Source organism: Psychromonas sp. KJ10-5 (assembly GCF_055808325.1).
This window is the reverse complement of sequence record NZ_CM147864.1, coordinates 2,453,996-2,472,226: the sequence shown is the minus strand read 5'-3', so window position 1 is coordinate 2,472,226 and position 18,231 is coordinate 2,453,996. Positions and strand designations below refer to the sequence as shown.

Annotated in this window: 15 protein-coding genes; 14 read left to right on the top strand and 1 reads right to left on the bottom strand. The window is 37.6% G+C overall.

Annotated features, from left to right (window positions below; translation table 11 throughout):
* Positions 1 to 197: 197 nt before the first annotated feature.
* Positions 198 to 1,046 carry a class I SAM-dependent methyltransferase gene (locus AC0L3W_RS10890; RefSeq protein ID WP_409438899.1) on the bottom strand — a complete coding sequence of 283 codons (849 nt, stop codon included), beginning with the start codon at positions 1,044 to 1,046 and terminating at the stop codon, positions 198 to 200.
* 361 nt (positions 1,047 to 1,407) lie between these two features.
* On the opposite strand from AC0L3W_RS10890, the gene AC0L3W_RS10885 reads away from it, so the two are divergent.
* From AC0L3W_RS10885 to AC0L3W_RS10820, 14 genes are all read left to right on the top strand, one after another.
* Positions 1,408 to 1,812, top strand: a complete 405-nt coding sequence (locus AC0L3W_RS10885; RefSeq protein WP_290040711.1) for a hypothetical protein — start codon at positions 1,408 to 1,410, stop codon at positions 1,810 to 1,812.
* 33 nt (positions 1,813 to 1,845) lie between these two features.
* Positions 1,846 to 3,594, top strand: coding sequence for a polysaccharide biosynthesis/export family protein (locus AC0L3W_RS10880; RefSeq protein ID WP_409438900.1), 1,749 nt, complete (start codon positions 1,846 to 1,848; stop codon positions 3,592 to 3,594).
* A gap of 48 nt (positions 3,595 to 3,642) precedes the next feature.
* Positions 3,643 to 4,428, top strand: a complete 786-nt coding sequence (locus AC0L3W_RS10875) for an ABC transporter permease (protein WP_409438901.1) — start codon at positions 3,643 to 3,645, stop codon at positions 4,426 to 4,428.
* A gap of 112 nt (positions 4,429 to 4,540) precedes the next feature.
* The gene (locus AC0L3W_RS10870) at positions 4,541 to 5,857 is read left to right on the top strand and encodes a KpsE/RkpR family capsule polysaccharide export protein (protein WP_409438902.1); all 1,317 of its coding nucleotides are present in this window, start codon (positions 4,541 to 4,543) and stop codon (positions 5,855 to 5,857) included.
* A gap of 41 nt (positions 5,858 to 5,898) precedes the next feature.
* Positions 5,899 to 6,804, top strand: a complete 906-nt coding sequence (gene rfbA, locus AC0L3W_RS10865; RefSeq protein WP_290040706.1) for a glucose-1-phosphate thymidylyltransferase RfbA — start codon at positions 5,899 to 5,901, stop codon at positions 6,802 to 6,804.
* Between the two features lie 1,138 nt (positions 6,805 to 7,942).
* The gene (gene rfbC, locus AC0L3W_RS10860) at positions 7,943 to 8,488 is read left to right on the top strand and encodes a dTDP-4-dehydrorhamnose 3,5-epimerase (protein ID WP_409438903.1); all 546 of its coding nucleotides are present in this window, start codon (positions 7,943 to 7,945) and stop codon (positions 8,486 to 8,488) included.
* A 3-nt stretch (positions 8,489 to 8,491) separates the two neighbouring features.
* Complete coding sequence (locus AC0L3W_RS10855; protein ID WP_409438904.1) at positions 8,492 to 9,295, top strand: glycosyltransferase family protein; 804 nt, start codon at positions 8,492 to 8,494, stop codon at positions 9,293 to 9,295.
* The gene (locus tag AC0L3W_RS10850; protein ID WP_409438905.1) at positions 9,292 to 10,245 is read left to right on the top strand and encodes a glycosyltransferase family 2 protein; all 954 of its coding nucleotides are present in this window, start codon (positions 9,292 to 9,294) and stop codon (positions 10,243 to 10,245) included. The genes AC0L3W_RS10855 and AC0L3W_RS10850 overlap by 4 nt, the downstream gene beginning before the upstream one ends.
* 34 nt (positions 10,246 to 10,279) lie before the next feature.
* Positions 10,280 to 11,170 (top strand): dTDP-4-dehydrorhamnose reductase, encoded by an 891-nt coding sequence (rfbD, locus tag AC0L3W_RS10845; protein ID WP_409438906.1) that lies wholly within the window; start codon positions 10,280 to 10,282, stop codon positions 11,168 to 11,170.
* A gap of 60 nt (positions 11,171 to 11,230) precedes the next feature.
* Positions 11,231 to 11,575 (top strand): four helix bundle protein, encoded by a 345-nt coding sequence (locus tag AC0L3W_RS10840; RefSeq protein ID WP_409438907.1) that lies wholly within the window; start codon positions 11,231 to 11,233, stop codon positions 11,573 to 11,575.
* Positions 11,576 to 11,889: 314 nt separating this feature from the next.
* Positions 11,890 to 12,984: a dTDP-glucose 4,6-dehydratase gene (gene rfbB, locus AC0L3W_RS10835; RefSeq protein ID WP_409438908.1), complete on the top strand. Its 1,095-nt coding sequence runs from the start codon at positions 11,890 to 11,892 to the stop codon at positions 12,982 to 12,984.
* Complete coding sequence (locus tag AC0L3W_RS10830) at positions 12,981 to 16,478, top strand: glycosyltransferase (protein WP_409438909.1); 3,498 nt, start codon at positions 12,981 to 12,983, stop codon at positions 16,476 to 16,478. The genes rfbB and AC0L3W_RS10830 overlap by 4 nt, the downstream gene beginning before the upstream one ends.
* Positions 16,478 to 17,356 carry a sulfotransferase gene (locus tag AC0L3W_RS10825; protein ID WP_409438910.1) on the top strand — a complete coding sequence of 293 codons (879 nt, stop codon included), beginning with the start codon at positions 16,478 to 16,480 and terminating at the stop codon, positions 17,354 to 17,356. The genes AC0L3W_RS10830 and AC0L3W_RS10825 overlap by 1 nt, the downstream gene beginning before the upstream one ends.
* Positions 17,353 to 17,985: a hypothetical protein gene (locus tag AC0L3W_RS10820; RefSeq protein ID WP_409438911.1), complete on the top strand. Its 633-nt coding sequence runs from the start codon at positions 17,353 to 17,355 to the stop codon at positions 17,983 to 17,985. Before AC0L3W_RS10825 ends, AC0L3W_RS10820 begins: the two co-directional genes overlap by 4 nt.
* Positions 17,986 to 18,231 lie beyond the last annotated feature (246 nt).

Sequence of the window (18,231 nt, the reverse complement as noted above, 5' to 3'; positions counted from 1 at the left end):
AAAAGTAGTAAACCAAAATCAACACATAAACCTACTGCAGACTAAAGTCAGTGCCCCAAGATCAAAACACTACAAGCTAAAAAAGGAATCGCAGAGCTCTTCCGCTTATAGCTATAGCCTGTCGGCTAATTCGCCCAGCGCCCCAAAGTCAAAAAATGCTTCGTAGGTTTTGGTGATTTTAGGTATCAATAATAAAACTACCCAGTAATAACCGTTCTCAGTCCATAGTCCAAAATTTTTCCGGTGCGGGTTTTTACACTTAGCGTGGTGACTTGTACTTTCTCGTTAGTGCATAGTTCGCTGGTTATTTGGCGGATGCGTTCTGCATCTAAACGTGGTGAGTAAGTATTCGCGATGATAAAGCCGCCTTTGGCGCGCAGAGCTAATGCTGCTTCAATCAACTCTGGAAACTTATTTTCAATCTTCCAACGTTCTTTCTTTGCACCAATACCAAAAGCAGGGGGATCCATAATCAGCCCCTGATATTGCTTGCCGCGTTTAATCTCACGTTGAGCAAATTTCAATGCATCTTCTAATACCCAGTGCACATCGGTTAGGCCAGAAGACTCCATATTGTCTTTGCCCCATTTGATGATTTGCTTCACTGAATCACAATGCAATACCTCAGCCCCCTGATCGCGTGCAACTAATGACGCAACCCCTGTATAAGCAAATAAATTAAGAAAGCGATCGCCTGCTTTCAGGTTATCAGCAATAAAATCCCAATTCGCACGCTGTTCAGGAAATAACCCAACATGCTTAAACTTAGTCAGGTGCAAATTAATAGTGATGTTATTGAACTTTATTTGCCAATCATGCTCCAAATCACCTTGTAGCGAACGCCACTCTCCGGCATTACTGCTGCTTTCAATAAATTCGAAGTGAGCTTTAGCTAACCACTCTTTTTTAGATAAAACGGGTTCAAAGTAAGCATTCATCTCTGGGCGAATAGTATAAACATCTCCCCAGCGTTCGAGTTTTTGGTTATTACCAGCATCGATTAATTCATAGTCATGCCAAGGGGAAGTAAAAGTGCGTTTAATCATAGAAAGTTAGCTTTTTGAAAGTGAATAGAAATGACAAAATAAGCATTTTATAGTGTTTGCTAACATTTTCTTAGCAAAACCTGTTAATACTAAAACTTATTTTATAGTAATGGCCTCAGCCTGTCACAGAGTTTAATGTTAAGCGCTTATGTGCGAAGTAGGTATTTACAAACATTAATCGTTATAATAGACGAGCATAAATGTTGCTTTTGTTATAAAGTTACTTGATATGAATTTGATTATGAAAAAGTTGATGTATAAATCAATAGCTTATAGATTGCTCTAAATTTTTGTTTTTGCTATTGTAACTTAGTTTTTTTATCAAAAATTTCTTTGGTTAGATTTACCTAAAGTAGGTGCTATGATTAATTTTTTATCTTTACAACACAGTCGATTTCTACTGGTCCCAATGGTGCTAACACTCGCTGCTTGTACCAGCAAACCAAGAGAAGTTTACGCGACTATTCCGTTAGTAACCGCTAGTGATGTAAAACCAAACAAACAAGCTCTACCACCTACTTTTGTTTCTGCGCTAAATAACCCTGCTTCAACCGCATTAACTTACAAACAATACAGCATTACCATCGCCCCAACTTATGTTTCAGCATTAAGTTACTCATGCCGTCAAATGATATTTAACGAATCAAACCAAGCATCGAAAACAAGGATCGCCTGCGAAATCCCTTACAAAGAGAACGATAAGCTAATGAAATCTTGGTTTTTAGAGCACGCAATTACCGAAGCTGATAATAATATCGACTTATAGCATGAAACACTTATTAATGACGTTGAGCATAATATGAATATTCTTAAAAAAATCACAGTTTGGTTACTTAGCAGTGCGTTGATCATGCCAAACGCCTATGCAGCCTTTGAGCCAAGTTCAATTGACCTACAAAACAGCACAAGTTCAGGTATTCCACAAATAGAAGCCAATGACGATGCTGCAAGCAACAGTATTGGCTCTTATCAAAGCCAAGCTCGTTCAGGTATCTTGCTCCCGGGTGAAGTTGATGTACGTGAGCTATTACCTTCATCGGGCGAAGACAATCCACCACCCTATGGCGCTAACTTATTTGCCGGTGGTTATGAAACAGAACGTGTTGATGGCTTAAATGAAAACTATTTGATAGCAGCAGGCGACCAAATCAATATCTGGATATGGGGCGCAGTTTCCTATAGCAGTGTGGTGACCGTCGACAACCAAGGTAACATCTTCATACCTAATATCGGGCCAATCAATGTATTAGACGTACCAGCCAGTGACGTTAACCAACTAGTACAATCAAAAATCAAAGCCATTTACACCAATAATGTTGAAGTTTACGTAAACTTACTTACTGCAACGCCTGTAAGTGTATACCTTTCTGGTGCCATTGTTCGACCAGGGCAATATGCAGGCATGGCTTCAGACAGCGTCTTGTATTACTTGAAACGAGCAGGTGGAATAGACACAGAGCGTGGTAGTTACCGCAGCATCCAAATTATTCGAGATAATAAAATTTTACAAGAAGTCGACCTGTATGACTTCGTGCAAACTGGGCAATTACCAAGCATCACCTTTAAAGATAAAGATGTCATATTAGTTAAACCACAAAAATCCGCAGTGAATGTTTCTGGTGGTGTTAAAAACCCATTCCGCTTCGAGCTAAAGAAAAAACAAACCAAAGGCAGTGAACTAGCTGAATACGCGAAACCACTCGTGAAAATAAGTCATGTTGGAGTATTTGGTACACGTGCAAGTGGGCCGTTCTCTGTTTACTTGACTTACAAAGACTTCTTAAACTACACACTGCAAGATGGCGATAGTTTAGTATTTAACGACGATAATCATGCACAAGTTATTGATGTACAAGTATCAGGCAGCTACCTAGGCCCATCTTACTTTGCTGTTAAGAAAAGCGCGCACTTACATGACGTATTAAATGCTATTCCAATTGTGCCTCAGTTAACCGATAACAAATCTATTTATGTTTTAAGAAAAAGTGTAGCGGAACGCCAAAAACAAATATTAGACGACTCATTAGATAAACTTGAGCGCAGTGTCTTCACTGCACCAGCATCATCGGATGGCGAAGCATCAATTCGAGCAAAAGAAGCAGAATTGGTAATGCAATTTGTTGAAAAAGCACGTCAAGTTCAACCATTAGGCAAAGTGATTGTGTCTGATAACGGTGTCACTGCAGACATCTTATTAGAAAAGGGCGACCAAATTGTCATCCCACATTACACCGACTTAATTAACGTTGGTGGTGAAGTACTTGTACCGCAAGCGATTGTTTATAACCCTAACGCAACATTAGACGATTACGTTGCATGGGCAGGGGGCTTTACTGACAGAGCTGACGATGAGCGTATTTCAATCGTACGTGCTAATGGCATGGTGATATTTGCTAAAGATGATAAAGATGCCAAATCGATTAAAATAAACCGTGGTGATCAAGTATTAGTACTACCGAAAGTGGATACAAAAATTATTCAGTCAGTTAAAGATATCACACAAATAGTTTATCAAATAGCTGTTGCAGCGAATGTGGCCGTTAACTAATGATCTGTTTTCATATGCCATTATTGACTAAACAGGCTGGGCTTTAGCATGGCTTTAGTTCAAAAACGCTCAACCCTAAAAATTTGGGGAGATGTCATATTTGCGATTTTTTTGCGGGAAATTCGAAGCAAATTTAATGATAAATTGGGCATAGCTTGGGCTGTTTTATCTCCGGTTATTTTTATAATGGCCATGTCGTTTTTCCGAGGTAGGTTAGATGGAGGCGAAACGCATACCATACCCACTTTCTTTTTTATGTTATACGGTATGATTCTAATTCAATTTTTTATGGGGTTAGTTGGATCAACATCATCAGCAATAAAAAAAAATAAACCGCTTTATGCCTTTAGACAAGTGCAACCAATTAGTTCTGTTATTGCAATTTCATTATTTAGCTTTTTAATTAAAATATTTGTAGTTGTACTATTGGTTTTTATTTCATATTTGCTTCACTTTGATATAGAAGTATATGACCCAATATCAATTATTATTATTTTTATTCAAGTATGGTTAATCTCATCTAGTATCGGGGTATTAGCTGCGATCCTCACTAGCTTTATACCTGAATTCGCTAAGATACAAGCAATGCTTATGCGCCCTATGTTTTTCATCTCTGGAATTTTCTTTAGTTTGCAAGATATCCCCAGAGAATATTGGCATTATCTAGATTGGAATCCTTTTTTACATGCTGTTGAATTAACTCGTTATGCCGCATACCCAAGTTATGGTAATGAAGGTGTTAGCCAATTTTATTTAGATATGTTTACTTTATGTAGTGTGTTTTTTGCATTAGCTTGTTACCACATTAGTTGGAAGCAAGTGATAAGTCGTTAATCAGTAATCAAAGATAACGATTTAACTTTTCAGGGCTTAAGTAGAAATGCTTAAAGCTTTTATTAATTCTCAAGCCTTTAGGTGTTATCGCCTATAGCCTTTATAGTTATTTATGTTAGAAAAACGATTTAATGAATTTAAAAGTTCAATCAAACCATCAGAATTTAATAATATTGAGTTTTTACAATCAAAAGCAAAAGAATTAAAAGAAGCAGACGCTGAATTATCTGATCGTATTTTAATTAGGGTCAACAACCTTCAACAAAAACAAACCGCGACAGCGCAGCAGCCAAAAGTTGCTGTACAAAAAAATAAAGGGTCGAAGAATAAGTCAGTTGTTGCTAAATTAAAACGTTCACCTTTTCTTGCTTGCGTTGTATTACCAACCTTAATCTTTGCTGCCTATCAATTTCTTTGGGCGACCGACCGATATGAAAGTCAAGCTAAAGTCATTGTGCAACAGCCTGACAGTGCTTCCACTATGGATTCTGGTATGGCGTTATTAACAGGATTAACCGGGGGTAACAGTAATTCAGATCCTGAACTCGTAAAAGCTTATATCTATTCTAACGATATGATCGAGTACTTGAATAATAAAATTACTTTAAGAGAACATTATTCTCAATCTAATATTGACTTCTTTAGCCGTATTCATAACGACGACTCTAAAGAAGCATTAAACCAATATTATCAAAACCATGTGGATGTTGTCTTGGATGAATCCTCTGGTGTGATTACCATCGCAGCACAAGGGTTTGACAGCGAGTATGCTCAGTTGTTGACTAACACTATCGTGGAAAGAGCCGAATGGTTTATTAACTCCATAGGGCATCAACTCGCCAATGCACAGCTTAGTTTTATGCAAGGTGAACATAAACGCATTGAAGAACGCTTTACTGCTGCACAGAAAGACTTACTGGTTTTTCAGCAAAAATATAATCTACTCGACCCAACGGCAGAAGGCACAGCAAAACAAACTATTACCAATACCATTGAAAGCCAAATCGCCACTAAGCAAACCGAGATAAAAACCCTAAAAGCGATCATGAGTGACAGCTCACCACAAGTGCAAGGCTTAAAAAATGAGTTATCCGCATTAAATGCTCAGTTGGAAGTAGAAAGAGATAAGTTGTCACAAACTGGGTTAGATGAAGTGCCAGTCAGTGAACTTCTCTCTCGATTCACTGACTATAAAATCAAAATGGATTTAGCGTTGCAAGCTTATACGTCATCGCAAATTTCATTAGAAAAGTCTCGAATAGAGGCTTATCGCCAATTGAAATATTTAATTACCGTTGAAAAAGCAACTTTGAGTGAGGACAGTAAATATCCTGATGTGATTTATAATATCTCATTGTTTTTACTGTTGTTAAGCCTTGCATTTGGTATCGGTAAAATAATTATTAGCACAATTAAAGAATTGAAATAGTTTTTATTATTTCAACTCTCAAAAAACGGAAAGGAATGAAAATGAATAATAACCCATTAAACCGCAAAGGGATTATCTTAGCTGGTGGTTCAGGTACACGACTTTATCCACTGACTAAAGTGGTGAGTAAACAACTAATGCCTGTTTATGATAAACCAATGATCTACTATCCGTTATCAAACCTATTTATGGCTGGGATTACTGAAATATTAATCATCTCTACGCCATTAGAACTACCACGTTTTCAAGAACTGTTAAAAGATGGTTCACAATGGGGCGTGAGCATTGAATATGTAGTGCAACCTAGTCCAGATGGTTTAGCACAAGCCTTCCTACTAGCAGAAGAATTTTTAGATGGCTCTCCAGCTGCATTGATCCTAGGTGATAACTTATTCTACGGCCATGATTTAGCTAAATCGCTGCAAAAAGCCAACAAACAAGAGAAAGGGGCAACAGTTTTCGGTTACTACGTTGCAAACCCAACTTCTTACGGCGTAGTTGAATTTGATGAAGCAGGCCAAGCAATTTCAATTGAAGAAAAACCAGAAAAACCGAAATCATCTTATGCTGTACCAGGGTTATACTTCTTCGATGCAGACGTTGTTGAATTCGCAAAAAATGTTAAACCGTCACCGCGTGGCGAGTTAGAAATAACAGATGTTATTTCACAATACCTTGATAATAAAACATTAAAAGTAGAAGTAATGGGCCGCGGTACCGCATGGTTAGATACAGGCACATTAGATGACTTACTAGATGCAGCACTATACATCCGTGCCATCGAAAAGCGTCAAGGCTTAAAAGTATGCTGCCCAGGCGAAATAGCATTCCGCATGGGATACATAGACGCAGACGGTATCAAAGAACTAGCCGCGCCATTAAAGAAGTCAGGTTACGGTGAATATTTACTAAGCCTACTAGAAGTAAGAATACTACCAAGCACGTAACATCTTTAGGGGCAATGAGCGGAAAAGCTCTGCGATTCCTTTTTTCAGGCTTTGGTTTTAGTGTGTTGACTTTGATCTTAGCCTTTTGACTTTGGTTTTAGTGTGTTGATGTGACGTAAGTTACGAAACATCTTCAGGGGTGCTGGCTTCAGCCTGCAGTGTTTTGTTTTTTGTGTGTTGACTTTTGAACTTAGCCTTTTGACTTTGGTTTTAGTGTGTTGATGTGACGTAAGTGACGAAACATCTTTAGGGCCGCTGAGCGAATTAGCCGACAGGCTAGGGTAATGAGCGGAAGAGCTCTGCGATTCCTTTTTTCAGCCTGCAGTGTTTTTTTGTGTGTTGACTTTGACCTTAGTGTGTTGATTTTGATTTAGTACTTTGTAATAAAAGCTTCAAAAGCCAACACAAAAGATCTGCAGGCTAAAGCCAGCGCCCCAAGTATCAAGTTTTGCTTGATAGCTATCGCACTGTTATGCGATGAGCGAAGGTGTTGATTTTGATTTTAGTCTTTTGATTTTAGTCTTTTGATTTTTGTGTTTCGCCATTTCGAAAAACATTGAAGTATGCGAAACATCTTTAGGGGCGCATGCTTTAGCTTGCAGTGTTTAAGTGTGTTGACTTTGATCTTAGTCTTTTGACTTTGGTTTTAGTGTGTTGATGTGACGTAAGTTACGAAACATCTTCAGGGGCGCTGGCTTCAGCCTGCAGTGTTTTGTTTTTTGTGTGTTGACTTTGACCTTAGTGTGTTGATTTTGATTTAGTGCTTTGTAATAAAACGATATAAAAGCTTCAAAAGCCAACACAAAAGATCTGCAGGCTAAAAAAAAGGGTGCGCAGAGCTTACCCGCTCATGAGACCAACCTGACGGTTGATTCGCCAAGCGCCCCAAGTATCAAGCTTTGCTTGATAGCTATCGCACTGCTATGCGATGAGCGAAAGTGTTGAGCTTTGATGCAATAAAATTGACGAATAATATAGTAAGTGACGAAACATCTTTAAGGGGCGCTGGCTTCAGCCTGCAGTGTTTTGTTTTTTGTGTGTTGACTTTGATCTTAGTGTGTTGATTTTGACTGTTAACTTTTAACTTTAGCCTTTTAACTTGTAACTTGTAACTTTCAACTTATAACTGAGTGTATTTATGAAATTTATTGAAACGAATATTCCTGATGTGAAAATTATTGAACCACAAGTATTTGGTGATGAACGTGGTTTCTTTATGGAAACATTCCGTACATCATTATTTAACGAACACTGTGGTGAGCGTGAGTTTGTACAAGAAAACCACAGCAAATCTAGTCACGGTATCCTACGTGGTTTGCATTACCAAACTGAAAACACTCAAGGTAAGCTCGTTCGTGTCACCAAAGGTGAAGTATTTGATGTTGCCGTTGATATGCGTAAAGACTCTCCAACATTCGGCCAATGGGCTGGTGTATTACTCTCAGCTGAAAACAAACGTCAACTGTGGGTGCCAGAAGGCTTTGCACACGGGTTTTACGTCACCACTGACGAAGCTGAGTTCGTTTACAAATGCACGGATATTTACAACCCAAATGCAGAAGTCTCTCTAAAATGGGACGACCCATCACTCAACATTGATTGGCCAATCGTAGCAGATAAAAAACCATTACTCTCTGCCAAAGATGAAGCAGGTTTAAGTTTTACTGATGCACCAAAGTTTTAATTAATGCGCATTTTCATCTCAATAGTGTCTCACCGCCATCATGATGTGATCATTAACCTAGGCACTATTAAAGCACTCTCGAAATACGATGAAATAACCGTCGTATGTCGAGACAATGATCCCGTTGGCAAGCTAAAAAGATACTGTGATAAATACAACGCTCATTACTTAGCCAACGGTCATGAACAAGGCTTCTCTGCTAACAACAATGCTAATTACATGTATTGTAAGTTTGAGCTAGGCATGACAGAAGATGATTACTTTCTGCTACTCAACCCAGATGTCTTCATTACCAAACGAAACATACTGCAGTTAATCGCTGCCTTAAAGCATGGTGATATTAACCTAGGTGTTGCGAACCTGTACTTAGATAGAGAAGAGATGGTGCATGACGACAATATTCGCCTTTATCCTAAATTCTCTAGCTTCGTTAAAACCTATTTACTTAACGACCGGTCAACCATGGTTAATCGCACTAGAGGCTTAAAGAAAAACAAACTCTACTGGGCAAGCTGTGCCTTTCTAGCGGTAAAAGCAGATGTTTACAATCAACTCAACGGCTTAGACGAACGTTATTACATGTATTGTGAAGATATCGACTTTAGTTTCAGAGCCAACAAAGCGGGTTATCCATTACAATACTTAGAGCAAGTTAAAGCCGTGCATTTTAGACGTTGTGCCAGCAAACAATTCTTGAGTAAATACTTTTTTTGGCATGTACAAAGCGTTTTCAAATACTCCTTCTCTAAAAAACAAGAAACCGCATTAACCTCGCGTCTTGAATATCAAAACAGATATAAAAAATGATTGATATTGTATTAGCGACCTACAACGGTGAGCGATTTTTAGAAGAGCAGGTGCGATCAATTCAAGCCTGTGTTGACTATCATGCTTTAGTCTCTCGTTTAATTGTTATAGATGATGGTTCAACGGATAATACCATTTGTCTTATTCAAGACCTTGCTAAACAAGATCATCGAATAGAGCTACACCTCAACGAAAGTGGTTTACACGGGCCGAGTCATAATTTTGCTTACGGGGTAACTAAAACCTCGGCGAACTACCTCATGCTGTGCGACCAAGATGATATTTGGTTCCCTGAAAAAATCAGCCTTTCGATACAGCACTTAAAACAAGCAGAAAGTAGGTTATCACCTCAAACGCCAATATTAGTCTTCAGCGATAAACAAATTGTAGATGAAGAGCTGCAACTCATTTGCCATAGCTACTTTAGCTTAAAGAACATCAGCAAAGATTGGCATCGCACATTTAAACAACTATGCCAACAGAACGTAGTCTCTGGCTGCACCACCTTATTTAATCGCGCATTAATGGAAAAAGCCTTACCAATACCAGAGCAAGCTTACATGCACGATTGGTGGTTAGCACTAGTGGCGCATCGTTGTGGAGAGATAGTGTTTATAGACAAAGCATTGATCCAATATCGTCAGCACCATCACAACACCATTGGTGCACGTGAACGCAGTTTGAGCTCTTTGCTTTTTAAATTTACTCACCATTTACGCCAATTTAAAAAAAGCCAACAAGGCATTATTAATCAAGCTATTGCCTTTAAACAGTTCGAACAAAAAAATAAATTAAGTGAGGATGAAACCCTCGCTATTTTAAGTAGTCTCAATGACGCGACTTTGTGCAAAAAAATGTCTTATTTTTGTAAAGGGAAAGTGACTCGATCTCATTTTTTCGGTAAAGTAGCGCTTTTAGTATCACTTTTGGATAGTAAAAAACAAAAGTAACAAAAACAAACAATTGAAAACAAGTAAGGTTGCTATGAAAGTATTAATTACAGGGAAGGGCGGTCAGCTCGCGTGGGAATTAGAAAAGCTAGCGCCACAAGGCATACAATTACTTAGTTGTTCAGTAGAAGAACTCGATATCACCAATGCAGAGCAAGTGAATCAAACCATCACGCAATTTCAACCTGACGTTGTTATTAATGCTGCTGCTTATACAGCCGTTGATAAAGCTGAAAGTGATACAGAAACCGCTTACGCAGTTAATGATTTAGGTAGCGAATATATCGCTAACGCTTGTAAAAAAGTGTCGGCAAAACTGATCCACGTTTCTACCGATTTTGTGTTCGATGGTACCAAAACCACTCCTTATCAAACTAATGATATTACTAATCCTATCAATGTTTATGGTGCATCAAAGCTAGCTGGCGATATAAAAATCAACGAAATTCTTCGCGAGCAAGCCACCATCATTCGCACCGCATGGGTCTATTCCGTCAATGGCAATAACTTCGTAAAAACCATGCTGCGCTTAATGGCTGAAAAAGATCAGTTAGGTATCGTTTATGACCAAGTAGGCACGCCAACCTGGGCAAAAGGTTTAGCAGAAATGATTTGGGCGTTAATCGCCAGCGACCAAAACCCACCAATAGGTGATGCATTAAAATTACATTGGACTGATGCCGGCGTGTGCTCATGGTATGACTTCGCGGTAGCCATTCAAGAGTTAGCAATTGAGAAAGGGATGTTAGAAAAGGCAATCCCAGTACGTCCAATTCCTGCGAGTGCTTACCCAACACCAGCGACAAGACCCAGCTTTAGTGTGATTGATAAAAGCACTGCTGAACAAGCAAGCGGTATTGAAACTATTCATTGGCGTAAACAACTATCGGCAATGATGGATGAACTCGCCGAAGGCGAGAGGTAGAAGGTTTAAGGAGCGAGGTACAAGGCTAAAGGTACAAGCGGCAAGGTATAGGAGGGGATTATGCGATTTGAAGATTTAGCTGTGTGGAAACGTTCTGCAAGGTTATCTGCTGAAATATATAAATACTTCCAAACTTCAAGAGACTTTGGCTTTAAAGATCAAATTACACGCTCCTCACTTTCAGTTCCATCTAATGTTGCAGAGGGCTATGAGAGAAAAAGTAATAAAGAGTTTATTAACTTTCTGTCGTATGCCAAAGGTTCATGCGGTGAGCTAAGCACTCAAATTTATATTGGCATTGAAATTAACTATATAGAAAAAGAAACAGGTATGCTTTGGGTAAAAGAAGCAGAAGAAATATCAAGAATGATAGCTAGTTTAATGGCAGTAAGAAAAGGGATGTGAAGGTACAAGGTTCAGGTTAAAGGTACAAGGAACAAGGTTAAAGCGGCAAGGGTGCTTTGCTTCAAGGTACGAGGTTAAAGCGACAAGAGCGCTTTGCTTCAAGGAACAAGGTTAAAGGTACAAGCTAAAAGGGTGCTTTGCTTTAAGGTACAAGATTAGAGCTACAAGGGTGATTCGCTTCAAGGCAAGAACAGTTTATCTTGCCTCTGAGGCTTTCATCTTGCTCCTTGAGCCTTTCCTCTTGTCCCTTAAGGCTGCCCCCTTAGCCTTCACACAAAGAACATAATTTTAAGTTTAAAAGGTAGTAACAATATATGGAAAAACGAAACTTATTAGTAACAGGCGGCGCAGGTTTTATTGGTGCAAACTACGTTTTATATTGGTTAGCAAACAACCCACAAGATAAAGTAGTGGTGTTAGATGCCTTAACCTATGCGGGTAATCGTGAGAGCTTAGCCTCTGTTGAAGATAATCCAAATTTTGTATTTGCTCATGGTGATATTTGCGATACTGCGTTAGTGGAAAGCTTACTAAAAGAATATAGCATTGATACTTTAGTTCACTTTGCAGCAGAGTCTCACGTTGACCGTTCAATCACTGGGCCAGATGCGTTCATTGAAACCAATATTATTGGTACATATAGCCTATTAAAAGCAGCCAAAAAAGTATGGATTGATGAACCTAAAGCGAAAGGCGAAGCACCACTTAAACACCGTTTCCATCATGTATCAACCGATGAAGTATACGGTGAATTAGGTCCTCATGATCCAGCCTTTACTGAAGACACTGCGTACGCACCAAACTCACCTTACTCAGCATCAAAAGCAGCAAGTGACCACTTAGTGCGTGCTTACCACCATACTTATGGCTTAGAAGTAACGACATCAAACTGTTCAAATAACTATGGGCCGTACCACTTCCCAGAGAAACTGATCCCGTTAATTATTACTAATATTTTGCATGACAAACCACTACCTGTTTACGGTGATGGTCAGCAAATTCGTGATTGGTTATATGTAGAAGATCACGCACGTGGTATCGAATTGGTATTAAACAAAGGTCGCTTAGGTGAAAACTACAATATTGGTGGCCATAATGAATGGGCGAATATCGATATCGTTAAACTAGTGTGCATTATGCTTAACGAACAGTTTCAAAATACCCCTGAATTAGCGGCTAAATACCCAACAGCTAAATCTGCATTAGCCAACAAAGCCGAAGAGTTAATTACCTTTGTTGAAGACCGTGCAGGTCATGACTGGCGCTATGCAATTGATGCAACTAAAACCAATAATGAACTAGGTTACAAGCCAGTTGAGTCCTTTGAAACAGGGATTAAAAAGACGGTTGAATGGTATTTAACAAATGAAGCTTGGTGGAGTGAGCTACTAGAGGCCGCCAAAAAATGAGTGTAAAAACAAAAATCATGAGTCGTCTTATTACTGCTCATGAAAGCAGCTTAGATGTTGATTTTTACCGTGCCAGTTATCCAGATTTAAGCGAGTTATCTAATAAACGCTTAAAGAATCACTGGCACTTTACCGGTAAAAAAGAGGGGCGTTTCCCTAATTTAGAGGCAATGCTCTATGCTAAAGGCGTAAAGTCTATGGCAGAGTTCGACTTCGAATTAGATTTAGATTTTTACCTCGCTTATTATCCTGATTTATTTGAAGCAGGAATAACCTCTTTACAGCAAGCTAAGATCCACTGGCTGACTAATGGTAAAGCAGAGAGTAGAGTTAAAACATTAGAAGAGTGGGCGCAGCAAAACTCCGGTAGTGTTTACCTAGATATTAAAAAGCTGGATATCAATAAAACCATCGCGTTAAACAATGAGTACATGCTTACTGCAATGGATGTATTGAATGTTGCTGTTGGTAATATTAGACAACCTATTCGCTTTTACGAAGATGTCGTTAAAAATTCTGACTTTTATGATCAATTAGCTAATAAATGTTATTTAGAGTATAAAAAAAACAAAAAAAATATTAGTTTAGAATCTGCACGTACAGCCTGGCAAATGGCATTATATTTTAATGAGAGCTGTGATGCTTTAGCGCATTTAGGGCACACCTATTTAGATCAAAGGGATTATAGAACTGCACAAGAAATTTATAAGTCTGCTCTTTTAATAACCTCTCCTAAAGTAAGAAAAGCGACGACTTCTTTAGTTAATAACCTTTTACTTTGTTATGAGCAACAGCAGCGTACAACTGAAGCGGTTCGTTTTATCTCTACTTTTGATGACAGTAAGTTAATGACTTTAGTAGGGGATTATTTCTTTAATAAGCAAAACTATCGAGATGCAGAAAAAGCCTACCAACACTTAGTTGATGCTTCTGAAAAGCTCTCTTTGCAAGTAATTGAGCGTTTATTACTTTGTTTTGAAAAACAATCTGAATTTAAACGCGGTGTTACCTTCTTAACCCAGCTACAAAAAAGTCGACCTGAATTTACCTATAGTTTTGAACTGCTTAAAAACTTCATTCAAAAGTTTTATTGGGATTATCTAGGTGGTGTGCATATGCTCGCTACGTTAGATAAACGTAAAGACTTAAAAGGAAAAGTTTTAGAATACAGCGATATTATTTATCAAACATACTTTAGCTTTTACGGCGGCGTTGATGAGCAATCACTAAAAATATTAAATACAGATAAAGTGTTAATCATTGGGGATTATCATGTACCGCAATGTATTCGCTATCGTATTGATCAAAAAGTAGAGCAATTAGAGTCTCAGGGTAAAGAAGTTACAACGGTAGATTGGATGAAGCTTGAGCAACATCAAAATGAAATTGCTTTGCATGATGTTGTTATCTTTTATCGTGTGCCTGCCGTACCTGAAGTAATAAAAACCATGGCACAAGTGAATGCTAATGGTAAAGCCTCCTTTTATGAAATCGATGATTTACTCTTTGAAGAGAGTTATCCAGCACCTATCGATTCATTTGGTGGTTATATTGGTTTAGATACACATATCGAATTACGTAAGTCGATGGCAAGCTTTTATGCTGCTGCTAGACAATGTCGTTTTGGTATATCTTCTACTCAATTGCTATGTGATAAATTGCAAAATATAGTGATGGATAAAACTTGTCTATTGCATCGTAATGGGTTGGATAAGTTAAACGTTATAAGAAAAGAAGATAAGTCGCATAAAAAAACCATTGACATCTTTTATGGCAGTGGCACCCAGGCTCATAATAGTGATTTTATTGATCAAGCTTTACCTGCTTTAACGCGTATTTTAAACAAACATAAGCACGCTCGTTTAGTTATTGCTGGATATTTACAATTACCTAAAGCTTTTATCGCGCGTTATAAAGAGCAATTGCAACAAGTCCCACCCATAAAAAATGTAAAAGCCTATTGGGCATTTTTAGCTCAAGCTGATATTAGCCTAGCGGTATTAGATGATGATGAGATAAATGGTTGTAAGAGTGAATTAAAATGGTTTGAAGCAGCCTGTTTTAGTATTCCGTCAGTGGTTAGCACTACTGCTAATTATCGAGATGTGTTAACTAATGGTGAAGATGCGTTTATTGCTAGTAATGAGCAAGAATGGTTTGATGCATTGAATAACCTGATTACTGATAACCAATTACGTGAAAGCATTGCTAGTAACGCCCTACAAAAAGTAGAAACTGAATACTCTGTTGATCATTTAGGCAAAAGCTTAGTTGAAGGTTTAGATGCTCTATTACCTAAGTCTACTAAAGCGAAGAAGAAACTAGCCTTAGTTAATGTATTTTTCCCACCACAAGCAATAGGTGGTGCAACGCGTGTTGTGTCAGATAACTTTGATATATTGCAACAAGAATATGGTGATGAATACGACTTAGTGGTGTTTACCTCTGATGACCGCTGTACAACACCTTATGAACTCACGAGTTATCAACACCAAGGCGTCACTGTTTATCGCACTACTGTTTTATATCGTGAAAATATGGATTGGCATGCACAAGACCCAGAAATGTATGATCTATTTGAGCAATTCATCGAGATTGAGCAGCCTGATATAGTGCATTTCCATTGTGTTCAACGCTTAACGGCTTCGGTGATTGAAGCAACTAAAGATAACGATATTCCTTATGTGATTACTGCACATGATGCTTGGTGGATTTCTGATCATCAATTCTTAGTGGATGCTGATGATAATGTTTACCCTGATGGCCACCCAGATATGTTTGCGCCAAGAACATTACCTAACAATGTTAATTTAGGTGATTCTATTGAACGTTTAATCTATTTTAAAGAGCTATTAAAAGGTGCAAAGCATCTATTAACAGTATCAGAAAGTTTTGCTGCTATTTACCGTAAGAATGGTTACCCAGAAATACAGGTAAATAAAAATGGTATCAGCTCAACGGTTGAGTGGGGTGAAAAAGATACTTCTGATAGCGATAAGGTTATTTGTGCACATATTGGTGGTATGGCTAACCATAAAGGTTATTTCTTATTAAAAAAAGCTGTAGAGCAGGAACAGCCTAAAAATATTGAAATGTTAATTGTCGATCATGCTAAAGATGAAGGGCATATTGAAAAAACATTTTGGGGTAAAGTTCCTGTGACCTTTATTGGTCGTGTTAGTCAAACTGGTGTCACGGCTTTATACCAAAAAATGGACGTGTTATTTGCCCCCTCTATGTGGCCTGAAAGTTATGGTTTAGTGACCCGAGAAGCTGCTGCTTGCGGTTGTTGGGTTGTGGCTAGTGAACTGGGGGGAATAGGTGAAGATGTTATCGAAGGTAAAACGGGGTTACGTATTAAGCCTGATTTAACAGGTGTTGTTAAAGCAATCAATAAGATTGATACAAGTGTGAACAAGTTTAAACAAACAATAGAACAATCTAATATCCGACTAGTGGATAAGCAGGTTGAAGAATTAAGAGAGTTATATTAATGGAAAAGCCGCAATTTGTTATAGGGATAGGGTCTCAACGAGCTGGTTCTACTTTGTTACATAGGATTTTAGATGAGTGCACTAATATTTTTATGCACCCAGTAAAGGAGCTGCATTACTTCGATACGCTTTATAACGTTAGACATCAAGATGTTTTAACAAAATATTCGAGAAAGCAAGTTGATAGGGAGCTCGAAAGAATAATCTCAACTAACGAACATGGTTATTTAAAAAGTAAAAAATACAAATGTTATTTAAGAGCAAATAAACTACTCGCTAACCAAGCAATTAAAAATATTGACTACTTGGATCTTTATAGACCTTGTTTAATGGGTAACGAAAAAGTGGGGGAAATAACTCCTGAGTACATGATTTTGCCCGAAGAAGGTGTTAAACAGCTAGCTAAGGCTGTGGGTAAAGAAAGTAAAATTATTTTAATTGCTCGTAATCCAACTGAAAGGTTTCTATCAGCTTTTAAGCTGCTTAAAGTTTATAACGGCGAAGGTTTTGAACCTGAGACTTTTGAAAAAATGTTAGTAGAGACAATGGCGGACTCTAAAGAATGGATGAAACAGCAAGATAGCTTAAATGATTATCAGAATATGTTGAAAAATTATAAAAAATACTTTTCGAATGTGTTGTTTTTATCCTATGACAATATTGTTTCACAAGGAGATAAAACTCATTTAGAACTTGAAGAGTTTTTAGGTACACCTGTAGATAAAACTAAATACTTACAAATGTTAACGAAAAAAGTTAATGCCATTGGTGAAACTGGCATAGTTTCATCTGAAACGCGTAACATTTTAAATAAACGATATGAACTTCAAATTGCTTTTTTAAACAGCTATTTTGGTAAAGAGAATTGCGTGTTATGAATCGTGAGTATAAAAATACTTTTACCAATATATATAAAAATAACGTTTGGAATAGTGATGAAAGCCGGTCAGGTCCAGGCTCTGAAAAACTAGTAACAAAAACCTTGGTAAAAGGTATTAACTCGTTTTTATCTCAATACGAGATTAGTTCTATTTTTGACTGCCCTTGCGGAGATTTTAACTGGTTTAAAAACGTAGATTACTCAAATGTTACTTATTTAGGTGGGGATATAGTCAAAGAAATAATACAAGATAACCTTATAAATTATTTCAATTTAGAAACAAATTTTATTGAGTTTGATCTAACGTCTCAAAATATGCCTGCATCCGATGTTTGGTTGTGTAGGGATTGTTTCATTCACCTTTCTAATAAAGATATTAAAAAGGTTTTGAATAACTTTATTGAAAGTCATATTGAATACTGTTTACTTACAACGATGATAGATGTGAAGAACAATAAAGATATATTAACAGGGCAGTGGAGGCTATTAAATTTACAAGCGCCTCCTTTTAATTTTCCTATTCCTTTAGAAGTTTATGAGGATAGTAAAAACGCATCTAGACATAAAGTATTAGCGTTATGGTCCAAAGAACAAATAAAAACAGTCAAATGGTTAAAATATGATTAAAACTTACTTTTTCAATTAGTGCTAAGAAAGCTCTCATACAAGGGCTTATTATGAGTTGCAATAAATATAAGTATTAATTTCCTAAATAAAAAAATATCTGTTCAACTGCATAATGTAACCAATTATGCGTACTAAATAACAAAGTTATTTGTGGTCAATTAGTTTGAATTGTTAACCATAAAAGCTATTTCCGATTTTAATAATCGTATCGGAAAGAGAATAAACGAAATTGGTTACGCAACCGTA

Coding starts and splice junctions, on each gene's coding strand:
- AC0L3W_RS10840 (WP_409438907.1), top strand. CDS start 11,231: ATGCGATTTGAAGATTTAGCTGTGTGGAAACGTTCTGCAAGGTTATCT.
- AC0L3W_RS10875 (WP_409438901.1), top strand. CDS start 3,643: ATGGCTTTAGTTCAAAAACGCTCAACCCTAAAAATTTGGGGAGATGTC.
- AC0L3W_RS10855 (WP_409438904.1), top strand. CDS start 8,492: ATGCGCATTTTCATCTCAATAGTGTCTCACCGCCATCATGATGTGATC.
- rfbB (WP_409438908.1), top strand. CDS start 11,890: ATGGAAAAACGAAACTTATTAGTAACAGGCGGCGCAGGTTTTATTGGT.
- AC0L3W_RS10870 (WP_409438902.1), top strand. CDS start 4,541: ATGTTAGAAAAACGATTTAATGAATTTAAAAGTTCAATCAAACCATCA.
- rfbA (WP_290040706.1), top strand. CDS start 5,899: ATGAATAATAACCCATTAAACCGCAAAGGGATTATCTTAGCTGGTGGT.
- AC0L3W_RS10830 (WP_409438909.1), top strand. CDS start 12,981: ATGAGTGTAAAAACAAAAATCATGAGTCGTCTTATTACTGCTCATGAA.
- AC0L3W_RS10825 (WP_409438910.1), top strand. CDS start 16,478: ATGGAAAAGCCGCAATTTGTTATAGGGATAGGGTCTCAACGAGCTGGT.
- AC0L3W_RS10885 (WP_290040711.1), top strand. CDS start 1,408: ATGATTAATTTTTTATCTTTACAACACAGTCGATTTCTACTGGTCCCA.
- AC0L3W_RS10880 (WP_409438900.1), top strand. CDS start 1,846: ATGAATATTCTTAAAAAAATCACAGTTTGGTTACTTAGCAGTGCGTTG.
- AC0L3W_RS10820 (WP_409438911.1), top strand. CDS start 17,353: ATGAATCGTGAGTATAAAAATACTTTTACCAATATATATAAAAATAAC.
- rfbC (WP_409438903.1), top strand. CDS start 7,943: ATGAAATTTATTGAAACGAATATTCCTGATGTGAAAATTATTGAACCA.
- AC0L3W_RS10850 (WP_409438905.1), top strand. CDS start 9,292: ATGATTGATATTGTATTAGCGACCTACAACGGTGAGCGATTTTTAGAA.
- rfbD (WP_409438906.1), top strand. CDS start 10,280: ATGAAAGTATTAATTACAGGGAAGGGCGGTCAGCTCGCGTGGGAATTA.
- AC0L3W_RS10890 (WP_409438899.1), bottom strand. CDS start 1,046: ATGATTAAACGCACTTTTACTTCCCCTTGGCATGACTATGAATTAATC.